The 17,275-nt window shown below is 67.8% G+C and carries 17 protein-coding genes; 9 read left to right on the forward strand and 8 right to left on the reverse strand.

The window, feature by feature from the left end:
- Positions 1-56 precede the first annotated feature (56 nt).
- From GEV27_RS18165 to gyrB, 3 genes are read right to left on the reverse strand one after another with little or no spacing between them, the layout of a single operon-like run.
- On the reverse strand, positions 57-905 hold the full coding sequence (locus tag GEV27_RS18165) for a DUF3566 domain-containing protein (protein WP_309221946.1): 849 nt from the start codon (positions 903-905) through the stop codon (positions 57-59).
- Positions 902-3,457 carry a DNA gyrase subunit A gene (gene gyrA / locus GEV27_RS00510; protein WP_153933202.1) on the reverse strand — a complete coding sequence of 852 codons (2,556 nt, stop codon included), beginning with the start codon at positions 3,455-3,457 and terminating at the stop codon, positions 902-904. Before gyrA ends, GEV27_RS18165 begins: the two co-directional genes overlap by 4 nt.
- A 17-nt stretch (positions 3,458-3,474) precedes the next feature.
- Positions 3,475-5,460 (reverse strand): DNA topoisomerase (ATP-hydrolyzing) subunit B, encoded by a 1,986-nt coding sequence (gene gyrB, locus GEV27_RS00515; RefSeq protein ID WP_309221947.1) that lies wholly within the window; start codon positions 5,458-5,460, stop codon positions 3,475-3,477.
- A gap of 226 nt (positions 5,461-5,686) precedes the next feature.
- Between gyrB and GEV27_RS00520 the strand changes: the two genes are divergently transcribed.
- Positions 5,687-6,481, forward strand: a complete 795-nt coding sequence (locus GEV27_RS00520; protein ID WP_153933203.1) for a phosphatase PAP2 family protein — start codon at positions 5,687-5,689, stop codon at positions 6,479-6,481.
- 7 nt (positions 6,482-6,488) lie between these two features.
- Here the strand turns inward: GEV27_RS00520 and GEV27_RS00525 are convergent, their stop codons facing one another.
- The 5 genes from GEV27_RS00525 to dnaA form a co-directional block, all read right to left on the reverse strand.
- Positions 6,489-6,974, reverse strand: a complete 486-nt coding sequence (locus GEV27_RS00525; RefSeq protein ID WP_243838828.1) for a DUF721 domain-containing protein — start codon at positions 6,972-6,974, stop codon at positions 6,489-6,491.
- Entirely contained in the window at positions 6,967-8,091 is a 1,125-nt protein-coding gene (gene recF / locus GEV27_RS00530) for a DNA replication/repair protein RecF (protein ID WP_309221948.1), read from the reverse strand. Before recF ends, GEV27_RS00525 begins: the two co-directional genes overlap by 8 nt.
- Before the next feature lie 2 nt (positions 8,092-8,093).
- On the reverse strand, positions 8,094-9,017 hold the full coding sequence (gene gnd, locus GEV27_RS00535; RefSeq protein ID WP_153651207.1) for a phosphogluconate dehydrogenase (NAD(+)-dependent, decarboxylating): 924 nt from the start codon (positions 9,015-9,017) through the stop codon (positions 8,094-8,096).
- 32 nt (positions 9,018-9,049) lie between these two features.
- Positions 9,050-10,192 carry a DNA polymerase III subunit beta gene (dnaN, locus tag GEV27_RS00540; protein WP_153651206.1) on the reverse strand — a complete coding sequence of 381 codons (1,143 nt, stop codon included), beginning with the start codon at positions 10,190-10,192 and terminating at the stop codon, positions 9,050-9,052.
- Between the two features lie 364 nt (positions 10,193-10,556).
- The gene (gene dnaA / locus GEV27_RS00545) at positions 10,557-12,050 is read right to left on the reverse strand and encodes a chromosomal replication initiator protein DnaA (RefSeq protein ID WP_153651205.1); all 1,494 of its coding nucleotides are present in this window, start codon (positions 12,048-12,050) and stop codon (positions 10,557-10,559) included.
- Between the two features lie 353 nt (positions 12,051-12,403).
- Here dnaA and rpmH point away from each other — a divergent pair, with 353 nt between their 5' ends.
- The 8 genes from rpmH to GEV27_RS00585 all read left to right on the forward strand — a co-directional run bounded on the left by rpmH (position 12,404) and on the right by GEV27_RS00585 (position 17,245).
- Positions 12,404-12,541: a 50S ribosomal protein L34 gene (rpmH, locus tag GEV27_RS00550; protein WP_056289702.1), complete on the forward strand. Its 138-nt coding sequence runs from the start codon at positions 12,404-12,406 to the stop codon at positions 12,539-12,541.
- Positions 12,501-12,896 (forward strand): ribonuclease P protein component, encoded by a 396-nt coding sequence (gene rnpA / locus GEV27_RS00555; RefSeq protein ID WP_309221949.1) that lies wholly within the window; start codon positions 12,501-12,503, stop codon positions 12,894-12,896. Before rpmH ends, rnpA begins: the two co-directional genes overlap by 41 nt.
- 13 nt (positions 12,897-12,909) lie before the next feature.
- A complete protein-coding gene (gene yidD / locus GEV27_RS00560) occupies positions 12,910-13,152 on the forward strand; it encodes a membrane protein insertion efficiency factor YidD (RefSeq protein WP_153654890.1) in 243 nt (80 codons plus the stop codon).
- Entirely contained in the window at positions 13,137-14,213 is a 1,077-nt protein-coding gene (gene yidC, locus GEV27_RS00565; protein WP_153933205.1) for a membrane protein insertase YidC, read from the forward strand. The genes yidD and yidC overlap by 16 nt, the downstream gene beginning before the upstream one ends.
- Positions 14,210-14,713 carry a R3H domain-containing nucleic acid-binding protein gene (locus GEV27_RS00570; protein ID WP_153654888.1) on the forward strand — a complete coding sequence of 168 codons (504 nt, stop codon included), beginning with the start codon at positions 14,210-14,212 and terminating at the stop codon, positions 14,711-14,713. The genes yidC and GEV27_RS00570 overlap by 4 nt, the downstream gene beginning before the upstream one ends.
- 62 nt (positions 14,714-14,775) lie before the next feature.
- Positions 14,776-15,351, forward strand: coding sequence for a 16S rRNA (guanine(527)-N(7))-methyltransferase RsmG (gene rsmG, locus GEV27_RS00575; RefSeq protein WP_309221950.1), 576 nt, complete (start codon positions 14,776-14,778; stop codon positions 15,349-15,351).
- Positions 15,352-15,386: 35 nt separating this feature from the next.
- A complete protein-coding gene (locus GEV27_RS00580; protein WP_153654886.1) occupies positions 15,387-16,358 on the forward strand; it encodes a ParA family protein in 972 nt (323 codons plus the stop codon).
- Positions 16,355-17,245 (forward strand): ParB/RepB/Spo0J family partition protein, encoded by an 891-nt coding sequence (locus tag GEV27_RS00585; protein WP_153933207.1) that lies wholly within the window; start codon positions 16,355-16,357, stop codon positions 17,243-17,245. Before GEV27_RS00580 ends, GEV27_RS00585 begins: the two co-directional genes overlap by 4 nt.
- Positions 17,246-17,275 lie beyond the last annotated feature (30 nt).

The following is a 17,275-nucleotide window of genomic DNA, read 5'->3' on the forward strand; positions in this document are numbered from 1 at the left end:
ACAGCGATGAACTCTACCCCACCGCTTCGCACCGGCCCACACGGGGTCGGCAGTTCCTACTTCTCCTCGGAGAACGTCACCTCGACGCCGCCCATGAGCTGCGCTGCGAGGTTGTACAAATGCGCTCCGATGGTGGCCAGGATCGTCATGAGCACGACGTTGAGCGCCGACAGCACCAGGGTGAGGCCGACGAAACGACCGAAGCCGAAGTAGTCCTTGACGTCGAAGCTCGAGCTGTCGTCGCTCAGCACCGTCGTCAACGAGTCGTTGATCTGGTCCCAGACGCCGACGAAGTTCAGGACGACCCAGAAGATCATCGAGGCCACGACGGCCACGATCATCAGCGCGACCGAGATCGCGAACGCGAGACGCGTCACCGACCACGGCTCGACGTGGGTCAGCCGGAGGCTGGCGCGGCGGCCCGTGCCGCCCGCAGGTGCGGGCGACGCCTTGATCTGGGGCGCACGGGACTTCTTGTCCTTGGCCGGGGCCGCAGCGGAGCCGCCACCGGGTGCGTCCTTGACCGCGGGGATCACCGCGGTCGTGGCCGGCGACGGCTTGGTGGTCCGGGCGTAGTCGGCTGCCGTCAACGTACGACCCTGGGGTCCTCCGGGCGGCGGCGCGTCGGCGACCTTGCCCGTCACGGAATCGTCCTTGGCGGACGTCGCCGGCGAGACGACGTCGCGGGGACGGCCCTTGTCGGTCTGTCCGCCGGGGGGCGGGGTCACCTTGTTCTTGGCGGGAGCCTTCTTGGCAGCAGGCTTGGAACCCTGCGCTGCCGGGGTCTTGCCGGCCGCAGGTTTCGCGATCCGCGGGATCGCCTGGGTGGGGGCAGCGTCACCGGCGGCGGAGCCGGGCACGGCGGAGCCCGATGCGGGGCTGGTGCCTTTTGATTCGTCCGTCACTGGTCCTGATCCTCGTCGGTCGACGTCACCTCGGTCACGGCCTCGTCCTGGAGCACCTCGTGGTTGCGCGCAATGGTCACGACACGATCATCCCCCTTGAACTTCACGAAGCTCACACCCATCGTGCCACGGCCAGTCGGATTGACGCCGGATACGAGGCTCCGCGTCACCTGACCACTGGCTGTCACGGAGATCACATCGTCCGTGTCGACCAGCACCAGGCCTCCGACCAGCTCGCCGCGGTTCTCGGTGATCTGCATGGCCTTGATGCCCAGTCCACCACGTCCCTGCAAACGGTACTGGTCGATCGGCGTCTTCTTGGCATATCCGCCGTCGGTCACGGTGAACACGTAGAGGTCCTCCGCCTCGGGCACCTCGACCTGCTCCAGCGCGTCGGCGGAGCGGCGGATCACCGACAGCGACAGCAGCGAGTCGTCGCCACGGAACTTCATGCCCGTGACGCCGGACGTCGCCCTGCCCATGGGTCGCAGCTGCTCGTCGTCCGCCCGGAAGCGGATGGCCTGGGCCTTGCGCGAGATGAGCAGGAGGTCGTCGTCGGGGGTGACCAGCTCGGCACCGATCAGCTCGTCGTCGTCGTCGCGGAAGTTGATCGCGATGACGCCGGACTGACGCGGGCTGTTGTAGTCCTCGAGGCGGGTCTTCTTGACCAGGCCCTTCTTGGTCGCCAGGACCAGGTAGGGCGCCTGCTCGTAGTCGCGGATCGCCAGCACCTGGGCGATCTGCTCGTCCGGCTGGAACGACAGGAGCCCGGCGACGTGGCCGCCCTTCGCATCTCGCCCGGCCTCGGGCAGCTGGTAGGCCTTGGCCCGGTAGACGCGCCCGGCCGTCGTGAAGAACAAGATCCAGTGGTGGCTGGTCGTCGCGAACATGTGGTCGACCATGTCGTCGCCGCGCAGCGCTGCGCCGCGCACTCCCTTGCCACCGCGGTTCTGGACGCGGTAGAGCTCGGTCTTGGTGCGCTTGGCGTACCCGCCCCGGGTGATCGTGACCACGACCTCCTCGTCGGGGATCAGGTCCTCCATCGACAGGTCGCCGTCGGCCGGGACGATCGGGGAGCGCCGGTCGTCGCCGTACTTCTCTGCGATCTCCGCGAGCTCGTCGGACACGATCTGGCGCTGGCGCTCGGGCCTGGCCAGGATGTCCTGGTAGTCGGCGATCTCGAGCTCGAGCTTGGCGAGCTCGTCCATGATCTTCTGCCGCTCGAGGGCCGCGAGGCGGCGCAGCTGCATCTCCAGGATCGCGTCGGCCTGCAGCTCGTCGATGTCCAGCAGCTCGATCAGCCCGGTGCGGGCCTCGGCGACCGTGGGGCTGCGGCGGATCAACGCGATCACGTCGTCGAGCGCGTCGAGTGCCTTGGCCAGGCCGCGGTAGATGTGCGCCTTGGCCTCTGCCTCGTCCAGGAGGTACTGGGTCCGCCGCTGGATGACCTCGATCTGGTGGGTGATCCAGTTGCTGATGAATCCGTCGAGCGTCAGCGTGCGCGGCACGTCGTCGACGATCGCGAGCATGTTGGCGCTGAAGTTGGACTGCAGCTCGGTGTGCTTGTAGAGGTTGTTGAGCACGACCCGCGCGACCGCGTCACGACGGAGCTTGACGACCAGACGGCGGCCGACCCGTGAGGACGACTCGTCGTTCACGTCGGCGATGCCCTGGACGCGTCCGCTGATGGCCAGGTCGGCGATCTTCTCGGCGAGGTTGTCGGGGTTGACCTGGTAGGGCAGCTCCTTGATGACGAGGCTCAGGCCGCCCTTGGGATCCTCCTCGATGTCGACGATGCCGCGCATCTGGATCGAGCCGCGACCCGTGCGGTACATGTTGTCGATGCCCTGCGTGCCGACGATGAGCCCGTTGGTCGGGAAGTCGGGGCCCTTGATGCGCTCCATGAGCGCCTCGAGGAGCTCCTCCTGGGACGCATCGGGGTTGGCCAGCGCCCACTGCGCGCCCTCGGCGACCTCGCGGAGGTTGTGCGGCGGGATGTTGGTCGCCATGCCGACCGCGATGCCGGCCGATCCGTTGACCAGCAGGTTGGGGAAGCGCGCCGGCAGGACGGTGGGCTCCTGCGAGCGGCCGTCGTAGTTGGGGCGGAAGTCGACGGTGTTCTTGTCGATGTCGCGCACCATCTCCATCGCGATGGGAGCCAGCTTGCACTCGGTGTAGCGCATCGCGGCCGCACCGTCGTTGCCCGGCGAGCCGAAGTTGCCCTGGCCCGCGATCATCGGCGCGCGCATGACCCACGGCTGGGCCAGGCGGACGAGGGTGTCGTAGATCGCGGTGTCGCCGTGCGGGTGGTACTGACCCATCACGTCACCGACGATGCGGCTGCACTTGGAGAAGCCGCGATCAGGGCGGTAGCCGCCGTCGTACATCGCGTAGAGCACGCGACGGTGCACCGGCTTGAGGCCGTCGCGCACGTCGGGCAGGGCTCGCGACACGATCACGCTCATGGCGTAGTCGATATAGGAGCGCTGCATCTCGACCTGCAGCTCGACGCGCTCGATCCGGTCGTGCTCGGGCGGGGTGGTGTCAGTCATCTGTGTGTCCTGTCAGGTCAGATGTCGAGGAAGCGGACGTCTTTGGCGTTCTGCTGGATGAACGTGCGCCGCTGCTCGACGTCCTCGCCCATGAGGATCGTGAACATCTCGTCCGCGACCGCACCGTCTCCGAGGGTCACCTGGCGCAGCACGCGCTGGGCCGGGTCCATCGTGGTGTCCCAGAGCTCGGAGTCGTTCATCTCGCCGAGGCCCTTGTAGCGCTGGACCGGTGCCTCCTTGGGGAGCCGGTGGCCGGCCTCCTTGCCCGCCGCCAGCAGGCCGTCGCGCTCGGCGTCGGAGTAGGCCAGCTCGTGCGGAGCGTTGGTCCACTTGATCTTGTACAGCGGCGGCATCGCGAGGTACACGTGGCCGGCGTCGATCAGCGGCTTCATGAAGCGGAACAGCAGCGTCAGCAGCAGCGTCGAGATGTGCTGGCCGTCGACGTCGGCATCGGCCATCAGCACGATCTTGTGATAGCGCAGCTTGGCGATGTCGAAGTCCTCGTGGACGCCCGTGCCGAGCGCCGAGATGATCGCCTGGACCTCGGCGTTCTGCAGGATCTTGTCGATGCGCGCCTTCTCGACGTTGAGGATCTTGCCTCGCAGCGGCAGGATCGCCTGCGCGTACGGATCGCGGCCACCCTTGGCCGAGCCGCCGGCCGAGTTGCCCTCCACGATGAAGATCTCGCACTCCTCGGGATTGCGCGACTGGCAGTCGGCCAGCTTGCCCGGGAGGCCACCGCCGCCCATGAGGCCCTTGCGGTTGCGGGCGAGGTCGCGTGCCTTGCGGGCCGCCATCCGGGCGGTCGCGGCGTCGATCGACTTGCGGACGATCGTCTTGCCCTCCGCAGGGTTCTGCTCGAACCACGCGCCGAGCTCCTCGTTGAGGACCGACTGCACGAACGACTTGGCCTCGCTGTTGCCGAGCTTGGTCTTGGTCTGACCCTCGAACTGCGGCTCCTCGAGCTTGATCGAGATGATCGCCGTGAGCCCTTCGCGGATGTCCTCGCCCGAGAGGTTGTCGCTGGCCTTCTTGATCAGGCCCTGCGCCGTCGCGAACTTGTTGACCGTCGCGGTCAGCGCCGAACGGAAGCCCTCCTCGTGGGTGCCGCCCTCGTGCGTGTTGATCGTGTTGGCGAACGAGTGCACGGACTCCACGAAGCTGTCGTTCCACTGCATCGCGATCTCGAGCGAGAGTCCCTTGGACTCGTCCTCGGACTCGATCGAGATGACGTCCTTGTGGATCGGCGCCTTGCTGCCGACGTTGATGTGGTCGACGTAGTCGACCAGGCCCTTGTCGAAGCGGAAGCGCGCGTCGCGGGGACGGTCCTCGCCCTTGGGCCCCTCGGCCTCGTCGGTGTCGGGACGGTCGTCACGAAGGACGAGCTCGAGCCCCTTGTTGAGGAACGCCATCTCGCGGAAGCGCTTCTCCAGCGTCGCATAGCTGTAGTCGACGGTCTCGAAGATGTCGGCGCTGGCATAGAACGTCGTGGTGGTGCCGGTCTCGTCGGTCGCCTCGTGCCGCTCCAGCGGCCCGTCGGGCGCGCCGTACGTGAAGGACTGCGTCCAGCGGTAGCCGTCGCGCTTCACCTCGACATATAGCTTTGTCGACAAAGCGTTGACCACGGACACACCGACGCCGTGGAGTCCGCCGGAGACCTTGTATCCGCCGCCGCCGAACTTGCCGCCTGCGTGCAGCGAGGTGAGGACCAGCGTCACGGCCGGGATCTTCTCGGTGGGGTGCTCGTCGACCGGGATGCCGCGGCCGTCGTCCTCGACCCGGATGCCACCGTCGGCCTGCATCACGACCCGGATGTGGGTCGCGTACCCGGCGAGTGCCTCGTCCACCGAGTTGTCCACGACCTCGTAGACCAGGTGGTGGAGTCCGCGCTCCCCGGTGGACCCGATGTACATGCCCGGCCGCTTGCGTACCGCGTCCAGACCTTCGAGGACCTGGATGTTGCTGGCGTCGTACGAGGCTGCAGGATCTGGAGTTTGGCTCACTGCACCAGTATACGGGGCATGTCGTGCGTCTCACGGCTTGCCCACAGTTCTGGGACGGCGAGTCGCGCTGCTGCGGTGCCCCTGAGAGGCACAGAACGGCGGCTTTGACGAAACGTCAGGGGCGGCTCCAAGATCCTGTAGGGCATCAGGTCCCCGAAACGGTTCTGTGCCCGTTCACGGAAGCCGCCGTGACCAACCTTTTCATTCCATCGTGCATCGTAGGGGGATGACCACCTTGTCGACGGGCCGCGACACCGCGCGCACAGCAGCCGTCACAGCACTCGCCGGCGCGGCATCGCTCGTCGCGCTGGTGGTCGTGGCCCTGCACTCCGCGCGGGGACAGGGGTGGGACGACTCCGCGATGGACACGGTGGTCGGCGGCCGGGACGCACAGCTCACGGTGCTGAGCGTGCTGGGCTACGTGTCGATCGGCGCGATCGTGATCGTGGTCGTGGGCTGCGCACTGGTCGCGCTGCTGCGCGGCAGGGCGACCCTCGCCCTGGCCGCAGTCGTCGTGATCGCCGGCTCGAACGTCACGACCCAGGTCCTCAAGCACACGATCCTCGACCGCCCCGATCTCGGCCTCGGCACGCTCAACAGCCTGCCGAGCGGGCACACCACCGTCGTCGCGAGCTCGGTCGGGGCCGCGCTGCTGGTCGCGCCGCGCCTGACCCGTCCGTTCCTCGCCGCGGCGGGCGGCTTCGCCACCACGCTGACCGGCGCCTCGACCGTCGTTGCGGGCTGGCACCGGCCGGCCGACGTCCTCGCGGCCCTCGCGGTGAGCCTGACCTGGACCGCCACGGTTGCCTTCTTCGTCCACGGCCCCGCCCGCTCGGTCGCCGGGACGTTCATCGGCGCGGTCATCGGGTGCGCAGGAGCGTTGGCGTTCCTCGTCGCGGTGGGTGTGCGCCCGGTCATGGGCTGGGACGGCTTCATCCAGGCCAGCCTGGTGCTCGGCGCGGTCACCGCCGCGACAGTGGTGTTCGTCCTGGCGGCGTCCGCGGTCTCCCCGGCCGAGTGAGTCGTCCTCAGCCGTAGGTGTCGCGGGGCCCGCGCGCACCCCGGATCGAGCGCGGCCCCTTCTTCCACGACGGGGCCTGCGGACCGCGGACCTCGATGCGCAGCACCGTCCCGTCGCCGAGATCCTCGTTGAGCTTGGCCACGATGCGCGGGGCGAGCAGCTTCAGCTGGGTCGCCCACGCGGTCGAGCTGGCCCGCACGTGCACGATCGCATCGTCATAGCCCTCGATCTGGGCGTGCTGCGCCACCTCGGGTCCCACGATGCGCGCCCAGTCGGTGAAGATGCGCTGGTCCTCGAGCTTGTCGGTCCAGCCCTGGTTCTGCACGACCTGACCCATCAGGTCCGCGATGGTCGACGGATCCTCGTTCTTGCCGCGGGACGGCTTGACCGGCCGGGAGCGGCGGCGCGGACCGGAAGCACCCGGGACGCCCTTGCCCTGGTACGACCGGGCGATCTGGCGCGCGAGGTCGAGTGCATCGTCGTTCTCACTCACGGACGACCTCACCTCCTGCCACACGGAACCGATGGCCCCGCAGCGCCTCGGGCACGTCGTCCGCGACGGCGGCGGTGACCAGCACCTGCTCCGCGTCGCCCACCAGCTCGGCCAGCTGCTGCCGGCGTCCCTGGTCGAGCTCGGCGAAGACGTCATCGAGGATCAGCACGGGATCGTCATCATCGTCCCTCAGCAGCTCGAACGACGCCAGCTTGAGTGCCAGGGCGTACGACCACGACTCGCCGTGGCTCGCATAGCCCTTCGCGGGCAGCTCCCCGATCGTCAGGACGACCTCGTCCCGGTGCGGTCCGACCAGGCTGATCCCGCGGTCGAGCTCGTCGCCTCGCCGCCTGGCGATCTCCTCGAGCAGGCGCTGCTCGATGGCCTGCTGATCACGCAGGTCCGGGTCGAGATCGACCGACGGCCGGTAGATCGCCGTGACGTCGCGCCGGTCCGCGGCCGACTCAGCGGCGACCCGCCGGTACGCGTCGCTGAGGTGCGGTGCGAGGGCATCGAGGAGCAGCAGCCGGGACGCCACGAGCTCGGCGCCCGTGCGCGCGAGGTTCTCGTCCCAGATGTCGAGGGTTGCGATCTCGACGTTGCGCCGGCCACGGGCCGACTTCAGCAACGTGTTGCGCTGCTTGAGCACCCGCTCGTAGTCGGCCTTGACCCCCGCGAGCCTCGGGGTCCGCAGCACCAGGAGAGAGTCCAGGAACCGGCGGCGGTCGGAAGGATCGCCCTTGACCAGCGCGAGGTCCTCGGGCGAGAAGATCACCGTGCGGAGCACGCCGACCAGATCCCGCGTGCGCGGCAACGCTCCGCGGTTGATGCGGGCCCGGTTGGCTCGACCGGGCGTGATCTCGAGCTCGAGCAGCGCGGTCCGATCACCCTTGACGACGTCGGCACGGACGATCGCCTGCTCGGCGCCCGCGCGGACGAGCGGACCGTCGCCGGACACCCGGTGCGAGTCCAGCCGCGAGAGGTAGTCGATCGCCTCGACCAGATTGGTCTTGCCCTGGCCGTTGGAGCCGATGAACGCCGTCGCCCCGGGCTCCATCACGATCTCGATCTCGGCGTACGACCGGAAGTCGTGGAGGGCCAGACGGGTGACGTGCACGCCTAGACGGGGTCCGAGGGATCGGCCGCAGCCGCGTCGATCCCCTTCTCCTCGGCAGCACGCACGGCGTGGCCGCCGAACTGCTGGCGCATCGCCGCGACCGCCTGCATCGCGGGCGACTCGTCCTGGCGCGAGGTGAAGCGGGCGAACAGCGACGCGGCGATCGTGTGCATCGGGACGGCGTTGTCGATCGCCGCCTCGACGGTCCAGCGGCCCTCGCCGGAGTCCTCGGCGTAGCCACGCACCTTGGACAGTCCCGGATCGTCCTCGAGCGCGATGACGAGCAGGTCGAGCAGCCACGAACGGACGACCGTGCCCTCGCGCCACGAGTCGAAGACCGCGGTGACGTTGTCGACCATGTCGACCTTCTCGAGCAGCTCATAGCCCTCGGCGTACGCCTGCATCATGGCGTACTCGATGCCGTTGTGGACCATCTTGGAGAAGTGACCTGCGCCGACACGTCCCGCGTGGACGAAGCCGGACTCGCCCTCGGGCTTGAGCGCGTCGAACGCGGGCTGCACCTTGGCGATGTCGTCGGCGGTACCGCCGGCCATCAACGCGTAGCCGTTGTCGAGTCCCCAGACGCCACCGCTCACGCCGCAGTCGACGTAGCCGATGCCCTTCTCGGCCGCGAGCGCAGCGTGCTTCTCATCATCGGTCCAACGGGAGTTGCCGCCGTCGACGATGACGTCGCCCTCGCCGAGCAGCTCGATGAGCTCCTCGACGGTCGAACGGGTGATGTCGCCTGCGGGCACCATGACCCACACGACCTTGGGGGACGGAAGCTGCTCCACGAGCTCGGACAGCGAGCCCACGTCGCTGATGTCCGGGTTGCGGTCGTAGCCGACGACTGTGATGCCGCCGTTGCGCATGCGCGTACGCATGTTGCCGCCCATCTTGCCCAGTCCCACGAGTCCGATGTCCATGGCGTGCTCCCTCTGCCGGTGATGCGGTCGCGTCAGCTCTGCAGCCGGACGGGCATGATCAGGTAGCGGAACGCGACGTCGGGGTCGGCCCCGATCTCCTGGACTCCCGAGATCGCTGCAGGCTTGGTGTGCTGCGTGAAGGACAGGTGCACGACCGGATCGGACATGACCGCCAGTCCCTCGAGCAGGTAGGTGGGGTTGAAGCCGATCGAGATGTCGGCTCCGTTGATCGTGGCCTCGATCGACTCCGAGGCCTGCGCCTCGTCGCCGCTGCCCGCCTCGAGCAGCAGCTGTCCGTCCGAGAAGGTCAGCCGGACGGGGGTGTTGCGCTCGGCGACGAGCGCCACGCGCTTGACCGAGTCGACGAAGGCCTGGGTCTGGACGTACGCGACCGTCTCGGCAGCTGCCTGGAACAGCTGGCGGACGCGGGGGAAGTCGCCCTCGAGCAGGCGCGTCGTGGTGCGGCGCGTGCCGTTGCCGACGACTCCCTCGAAGCCGATGAGGCCGTCACCGGACTCGCCCGAGGACACCGCGATCGTCACGTCGCCGCCGCCGGTGAGCGACCGGGCGGTCTCGTTGAGCACCCGGGCGGGGACGAGGGCGTTGGCCGACAGGTCGCTGGCCTCGGGGTACCACTGCAGATCGCGCAGGCTCGCGCGGAAGCGGTCGGTCGCCATGAGCGAGATCGTCGAGCCCTCGAGCTCGAGGCGTACGCCGGTCAGCAGCGGGAGCATCTCGTCGCGTCCGGCTGCTGCGCTCGCCTGGGCGACGGCTGTGGAGAAGTCCTCGGACTTGACCGTGCCGGTGGCGGTGGGCATCTCGGGGAGCTGGGGATACTCCTCGACCGGCATGGTCTGCAGGCTGAAACGGGCACTGCCGCACACCACCTGAACCTTGGTGCCCTCGAGCGAGATGTCGACCGGCTTGGCCGGCAGCGACTTCACGATCTCCGCGAGGAGTCGGCCCGACACCAGGGCGCGGCCGTCAGCACTGACCTCGGCCGGGAGCGTCGCGCGCGTGGACGTCTCGTAGTCGAATCCGGAGAGGGTCAATCCGTCCGCAGCCGTCTCGACCAGGAGGCCGGCGAGGACCGGGACGCTCGGCCGGTTGGGCAGGCTGCGCGCTGTCCAGGCGACAGCGTCGGCGAGGGTGTCGCGCTCGATGCGGAACTTCACGTGTTGGTGCCTTTCCGGGGACGGGAGCCGTCGTGTTGCATCCTGCCACGGCACGAGGGCGATGAGACATTCAGGGGAAGAGCCGGATCGGTCGTCCACACACAGGGCTCGACGTGACTTCCGCTGGAGTTGTCGAAGTATAGAAGAGTAGTAGTCGTAGTAGCGTCTGTGGACTCGGTGGACAACGCTGATCCGCGCTGCGACGGCGGGACGACGGCCGGTGGACAACATGTGCGGCTGGCGACGGTGAAACTACAAGAACCTGTGGATGTCGGCCGGGCATTCACAACGTGTTCACACCGAGACGTGTGATGTCCACGTGACTCGTGGGGTTTCCCACAGGCCCATCCCCAGGTGTGAATGATCATGACTGGCGTGCCTGCTGCTTGATGCGGGCGGTGAGCTCGGTGACCTGGTTGTAGACCGCGTGCTTCTCCGCCATGAGCTTGCGGATCTTGCGATCCGCGTGCATCACGGTGGTGTGATCGCGGTTGCCGAACTCCTGACCGATCTTGGGCAGCGACATGTCGGTGAGCTCACGGCACAGGTACATCGCGATCTGGCGGGCGAGGACGAGGTTGCGGCTGCGGTTGGTGCTGCACAGGTCGTCGATCGAGAACTCGGAGTAGGCCGCGGTCTGCGCCATGATCATGCCCGCGGTGATGTCGGGCTCCTCACCCTCGGCGATGAGGTCCTTCAGCACGATCTGCGCGAGCTGCAGGTCGACGGTGGTGCCGTTGAGGTTGGCGAACGCCGTGGCGCGGATCAGTGCGCCCTCGAGCTCACGGATGTTGGTCTGCACCTTGCTGGCGATGAACTCGAGCACGTCCGCCGGCGCCGTGAGCTTCTCGTTCGCGGCCTTCTTGCGAAGGATCGCGATACGGGTCTCCAGGTCGGGGGGCTGCACGTCGGTCGTCAGGCCCCACTCGAAGCGGTTGCGGAGGCGGTCCTCGAGGGTCGTCAGGTTCTTGGGCGGGCGGTCCGACGTCATGACGATCTGCTTGTTCTCGTTGTGCAGGGCGTTGAACGTGTGGAAGAACTCGGTCTGCGTCGACTCCTTGCCCTCCAGGAACTGGATGTCGTCGACCAGCAGGACGTCGATCTCGCGATATTTGCGCTTGAGCGCCGCGGTGCGGTTCTCGCGGATCGCGTTGATGACGTCGTTGGTGAACTCCTCGCTGTTGACGTAGCGCACACGCGAGGAGGGATAGAGATTGAGGACGTAGTGACCGATCGCGTGGAGCAGGTGGGTCTTGCCCAGTCCGGACTCGCCGTGGATGACGAGCGGGTTGTACGCCTTGCCTGGGGCCTCGGCGACCGCGACGGCCGCAGCGTGGGCGAACCGGTTGGACGATCCGATCACGAAGTTCTCGAACAGGTAGCGGGGGTTGAGCCGTGCCTCGGCGACGGTGCCGATCCGGGGCGGGCTCGTCTTGCGCTCGGCCCAGCTCGGGACGAACTCGTCGCTGTCGTCGTCCTCGTCGTCGTCGGGCTCCGCCTCCTGACCGTAGGAGGCTTCCCGGCGGTACGGGTCGGTCGCGTACGTCACCGGTCCCTTTGTCGACATGTCGTCTTGTTGATGAAGCGACTCGGACAGTCCGGGCTCGATCGTGACGACGAGGCGGGTCTCCTGTTGCAGCGCCATGCTGATCGCGTGCTCGAGTGCGGGGCGCACGCGCGACTCGAGCTGTGCCCGGGTCAGGTCGTCCTGCACCGCGACGATGAGGATGTTGTTGTGCAGCGTGAGCGGCTTGGCCGAGTAGACCCAGACCTTCGCCCCCGGGGAGAGGGTGTCGACCGCCCGCTGCCAGATCTCCGCGAGATGTTGCTCTGCGCTGGCTCCCAGGCCGTCGTTCATCCAATGCCTCCCGACACGTCCACATGCTTTTCCACAATGTGTGAATGCGGAGCCGAGGATATCGGCTGCATCTGTGGAAAACTCGATACCGCCGTGACGCTAGCAGCCGGTGCCATGGCCGTACAAGCGAAATTCCCCAGCCACGCACCCCGCTCTCGGCGTGTCGTCTGGACCGGGAGGACAATGGGGCGTAGGGAGTCAGTTTGACCCGCGTCTGGTGCCCCCGTACCGTTGTGTGGTCGTCCCAGAACGACTCCCGCCGCGTGCCCATGACACCCCTGGTCGTGGGCGAGCGGTGGCCGTCGACCGGCCCATCCGAGAACCATGATTCTTACGTCACTAAGGACAGCATCGTGAGCAAGCGCACCTTCCAGCCGAACAACCGTCGCCGCGCCAAGAAGCACGGCTTCCGTCTCCGCATGCGCACCCGCGCCGGCCGCGCGATCCTCGGTGACCGTCGCCGCAAGGGTCGCGCCAAGCTGTCTGCCTGAGCCGTTGCTCGCGCGCAGTCAACGCATGCGCAGCGGGGAGGACTTCCGGCGCACGATCCGTCGTGGCGCCAAGGGTGTGCAGCCGACCCTGGTCACCCATGTCCTGCCCAGATCCAGCGTTGCAGAGACCGACGGACCCACGTCCGTCGGTTTCGTCGTGAGCAAGGCAGTGGGTTCGGCGGTGGACCGCAACCGCGTCAAGCGGCAGCTGCGGCACCTCATGCGCGAGCGGGTGGGCATCGTGCCCCCCGGCTCGCGCGTTGTCGTACGTGCACTGCCCGCGTCCAACGGCTCCAGCTCGGCGACCCTGGCCCAGCACCTCGACGCGGCACTCGCGCGAGCGGGTGCCCGATGAGGTCCGTGCGCCCATGAAGACCCTGCTGATCTGGCTCCTGAAGGGGTATCGCTTCGCGATCAGTCCCCTGTACGGGCAGGTCTGCAAGTACCATCCGACCTGTTCGGCCTACGCTTTGCAGGCCGTGGAGACTCATGGTGCCCTCCGCGGCACCTGGCTCGCCGTTCGTCGCGTCCTGCGATGCCATCCGTGGAGCTCGGGCGGTTACGACCCGGTTCCGCAGTCACACAGAGGAGAAGAATGTTCGGCTTCCTAGGCGACATCGGTGGCGCGATCATGACGCCGCTGTACTACGCGGTGTCCGGGATCCTGCTGGTCTGGCACAAGATCTTCGAGACCCTCGGGATGTCTGGTGACTCCGGGTGGACCTGGGTGTTGTCGATCATCGGTCTGACGATCACGATCCGTACTCTGCTGATCCCGCTGTTCGTCAAGCAGATCAAGTCCAGCCGCAACATGCAGCTGTTGCAGCCGCAGATCAAGGCATTGCAGCAAAAATACAAGCATGACCGGGAGCGCCTCACCCAGGAGCAGATGAAGCTCTGGAAGGAGACGGGCACCAACCCGTTCGCCTCGTGCTTGCCGCTGATACTGCAGATGCCGATCTTCTTCGCGTTGTTCCGGGTCATCGACCAGGCCGCTCGTAACGGTGCCGAGGGCGCCCGCGGCTTCATGACGGCGGAGAACGCCGAGCAGTTGCAGGGTGCAAAGCTGCTAGGGGCGCAGATTGCCGACACCTTCTTGAAGAGCGATGCGATCGAGACGAAGATCCTCACGATGTCGCTGGTGCTCATCATGTGCGCGACCCAGTTCACGACGCAGCGACAGCTCATGAGCAAGAACATGCCCGCGGACGCGATGACGGGCCAGTACGCCCAGCAGCAGAAGATGCTGCTGTACATCCTCCCCGTGGTCTTCGCGGTCGGTGGCGTGGCCTTCCCGCTCGGTGTCCTCTTCTACTGGACGACCTCGAACTTCTGGACCATGGGCCAGCAGTTCTACGTGATCCGCAACAACCCCGCGCCCGGCACCCCGGCGTTCAAGGCCAAGCAGGAGCGCGACAGGAAGCGCGGCAAGACCGTCGCCGATGACCCGATGAAGATCGAGCCCGTCGAGGCGCCCAAGCCGGCCCCCCGTGCCCAGCCGAAGAACCAGCCGCGCAGCCAGCGCAAGAAACCCGCGCAGCAGCCCAAGTCCCCCACCAAGAAGCCTGCGGGACAGAAGGCTCCGGCCAAGCAGCCGAAGAAGAAGCCGGACATCACCGCGAACCCACCGTCCACCAAGAACAAGAACCCGAAGAAAGGCGGCCACTCATGAGTGACGCGTCGAAGCTCGAGAACGAGGGCGACATCGCCGCCGACTTCCTCGAGGGGCTGCTGGACATCGCCGACCTCGACGGTGACATCGACATGGACGTCGACGGCGACCGTGCCGCGGTCGCCGTGGTCGGGGGCAACCTCGACCACCTGGTGGGCCGGGACGGTGAGGTGCTGGACGCCCTGCAGGAGCTGACCCGCCTGGCGGTGTACCGCGAGACCGGCGAGCGCAGCCGCCTCATGCTCGACGTGGCCGGCTACCGTGCGGCTCGCAAGGCCGAGCTGGCGGCCATCGCCGGTGAGGCGATCGACAAGGTCAACGCCGGCGAGGCCTCGGTCTCCCTGGACCCGATGAACCCGTTCGAGCGCAAGGTCGTCCACGACGCCGTTGCTGCTGCTGGGCTCGCGAGCTCGTCCGACGGCGTCGAGCCGCACCGGTATGTCGTGGTGCACGGCGCAGCGGCCGAGGCGGCGGCCGTGGCCGACGAGGGTGGGGAGTAGCAGCACCGATGTCGGAGACTCCCGATGTTTCACGTGAAACACCCCCGCCGCACGCGGCGGGGGTGTTTGCTTCCCGACTCGACCTGGCGGAGCGCTATGCCCACACGCTGGCGACCGACGGTGTGGTCCGGGGCCTGATCGGTCCGCGGGAGGTCCCCCGCATCTGGGACCGCCACATCATGAACTCAGCCGTCGTGGCGCCCCGGCTGCCGCAGGGCGCTACCGTCGCCGACGTCGGCACCGGGGCCGGTCTGCCCGGGCTCGTGTGGGCCATCGCCCGCCCGGACATCCAGATGACGCTGATCGAGCCGCTATTGCGCCGCACCAGCTTCTTGGAGGAGGTCGTCGCCGATCTGGGGCTCGACAACGTCGAGGTGCTGCGGTCCCGTGCGGAGGAGGTCCACGCGACGTACGACGTGGTGACGGCTCGTGCGGTCGCCGGACTCGACAAGCTGGGCCGGTGGTGCATGCCGCTGGTGCGACCCGGTGGCGTCCTTCTGGCGATGAAGGGACGTTCGGCTGCAGAGGAGGTCTCCACCGCGACGGCGACTCTCCACCGGCTCGGCGCGACGTCTATCGTGGTCACGACGTACGAGAATGGCGACGTGCCGACGACCGTCGTCGAGATCACCAAGTGAGCAATGTTTCACGTGAAACGAGCAAGGGGGACAGCATGAGCGATCAGCCCCGCCAGGCGGACCGCCGCTCGGGTGCACCGACCGCGGCCTCGTCCTACAGCGTCCCGGTCCCGTCCAACGACGAGTCGACTCCGCTGGCCGCTGCTGCGCAGGAGCACGTGTCGCTGCTGCGCAGGGCGACTGCGGTCTCGACCTTCGACCGACCTGTCAACACGCGCGTGTTCGTCGTGGCGAACCAGAAGGGCGGCGTCGGCAAGACGACGACGACCGTGAACGTGGCCGCCGCGCTGGCCCAGAAGGGGCTGCGGGTCCTCGTGGTCGACCTGGACCCCCAGGGCAATGCCTCGACGGCCCTGAACATCCCGCACAGCGAGGGCACCCCGGGCGTCTACGAGGCGATCGTCGAAGGCACCGACCTCCATGAGCTCGTGCAGCCGTGCCCTGACATCGAGGGCCTCACGGTCCTGCCGGCCTCGATCGACCTCGCGGGTGCCGAGATCGAGCTTGTGTCGCTCGTGGCCCGGGAGTCGCGGCTCGACCGCGCCCTGCAGTCGTACCTGCGTGCGCGGGAGCAGGCGGGGGACCGCATCGACTACGTCCTGATCGACTGCCCTCCCTCGCTCGGACTGCTGACGGTCAATGCGATGGTGGCGGGCCGGGAGGTGCTGATCCCGATCCAGTGCGAGTACTACGCGCTGGAGGGCCTGGGCCAGCTGGTGCGCAACATCGACCTCATCCGATCCCACCTGAACCCCAAGCTCGAGATCACCACGATCCTGCTGACGATGTTCGACGGACGGACCCGGCTCTCCGCCGGCGTGGCGCAGGAGGTCCGCTCCCACTTCGGTGACATCGTGATCAGCACCCCGATCCCCCGCTCGGTCCGCATCTCGGAGGCGCCGAGCTATCAGCAGTCCGTCATCACGTACGACAGCACGTCCTCGGGCGCGCTGTCCTATCTCGAGGCCGCGCGCGAGATCGCGGTGGCCGGAACGAAGGCACGATGAGCACACGCCGTGGACTGGGCCGAGGCCTCGAGTCCCTCATCCCGTCCAGCTCCGCCGAGGCCAAGGCCGCGGGGCTGCAGGAGATCGAGGGTGCTCGGTTCGCCGAGATCCCGCTGGACCAGATCGTCCCGAACCCGCGCCAGCCGCGCCAGGTGTTCGACGAGGACCACATGTCCGAGCTGGTGCACTCGATCAAGGAGGTCGGGCTGCTCCAGCCGGTCGTCGTGCGCGAGGTCGCCAAGGACCGCTATGAGCTCATCATGGGCGAGCGGCGGTGGCGGGCGACCGGCAAGGCCGGCCTGGAGACCATCGGTGCGATTGTCAGGGACACCTCCGACGAGGACCTCCTGCGCGACGCCCTGCTGGAGAACCTGCACCGCTCCCAGCTGAACCCCCTCGAGGAGGCGTCGGCCTACCAGCAGCTCCTGGAGGACTTCGGGTGCACCCACGAGGAGCTGGCCGACCGGATCGGTCGCTCCCGGCCGCAGATCAGCAACACGCTCCGCCTGCTGAAGCTCACCCCCACCGTCCAGCGTCGCGTGGCAGCCGGCGTGCTGTCCGCGGGCCACGCACGTGCTCTGGTGAGCGTCGCGAATCCGGAGATCCAGGACCGTCTGGCCACCCGGGTGGTGGCGGAGGGCCTCTCGGTCCGTGCCCTGGAGGAGATCGTCACGGTGGGTCCGGACGATCCGAAGCGTCCTGCGTCCCGGCAGTCGCCCAAGGTGTCCGCCCCCCGTCTGGCAGACCTGGCGAGCCGCCTGTCCGAGCGCTACGACACCCGGGTGAAGGTCGATCTCGGCCGCTCCAAGGGCAAGATCACTGTCGAGTTCGCGACCCTGGAGGACCTGGAGCGCATCGTGTCGATGATGGATCCCGCGAAGTCCTAAATCGACGAGGCGACAAGTCGACAAATCGAT

Origin of the sequence: Aeromicrobium sp. S22, assembly GCF_009661045.1 — a bacterium.
Taxonomy (GTDB): domain Bacteria; phylum Actinomycetota; class Actinomycetes; order Propionibacteriales; family Nocardioidaceae; genus Aeromicrobium; species Aeromicrobium yanjiei.

Bases quoted from the DNA above. Each gene is read 5' to 3' on its own strand.
- yidC (WP_153933205.1), top strand. From the start codon at position 13,137: ATGTTCGGCTTCCTAGGCGACATCGGTGGCGCGATCATGACGCCGCTG.
- yidD (WP_153654890.1), top strand. From the start codon at position 12,910: ATGAAGACCCTGCTGATCTGGCTCCTGAAGGGGTATCGCTTCGCGATC.
- GEV27_RS00520 (WP_153933203.1), top strand. From the start codon at position 5,687: ATGACCACCTTGTCGACGGGCCGCGACACCGCGCGCACAGCAGCCGTC.
- GEV27_RS00570 (WP_153654888.1), top strand. From the start codon at position 14,210: ATGAGTGACGCGTCGAAGCTCGAGAACGAGGGCGACATCGCCGCCGAC.
- gnd (WP_153651207.1), bottom strand. From the start codon at position 9,017: ATGGACATCGGACTCGTGGGACTGGGCAAGATGGGCGGCAACATGCGT.
- GEV27_RS00585 (WP_153933207.1), top strand. From the start codon at position 16,355: ATGAGCACACGCCGTGGACTGGGCCGAGGCCTCGAGTCCCTCATCCCG.
- GEV27_RS00580 (WP_153654886.1), top strand. From the start codon at position 15,387: ATGAGCGATCAGCCCCGCCAGGCGGACCGCCGCTCGGGTGCACCGACC.
- gyrA (WP_153933202.1), bottom strand. From the start codon at position 3,457: ATGACTGACACCACCCCGCCCGAGCACGACCGGATCGAGCGCGTCGAG.
- dnaA (WP_153651205.1), bottom strand. From the start codon at position 12,050: ATGAACGACGGCCTGGGAGCCAGCGCAGAGCAACATCTCGCGGAGATC.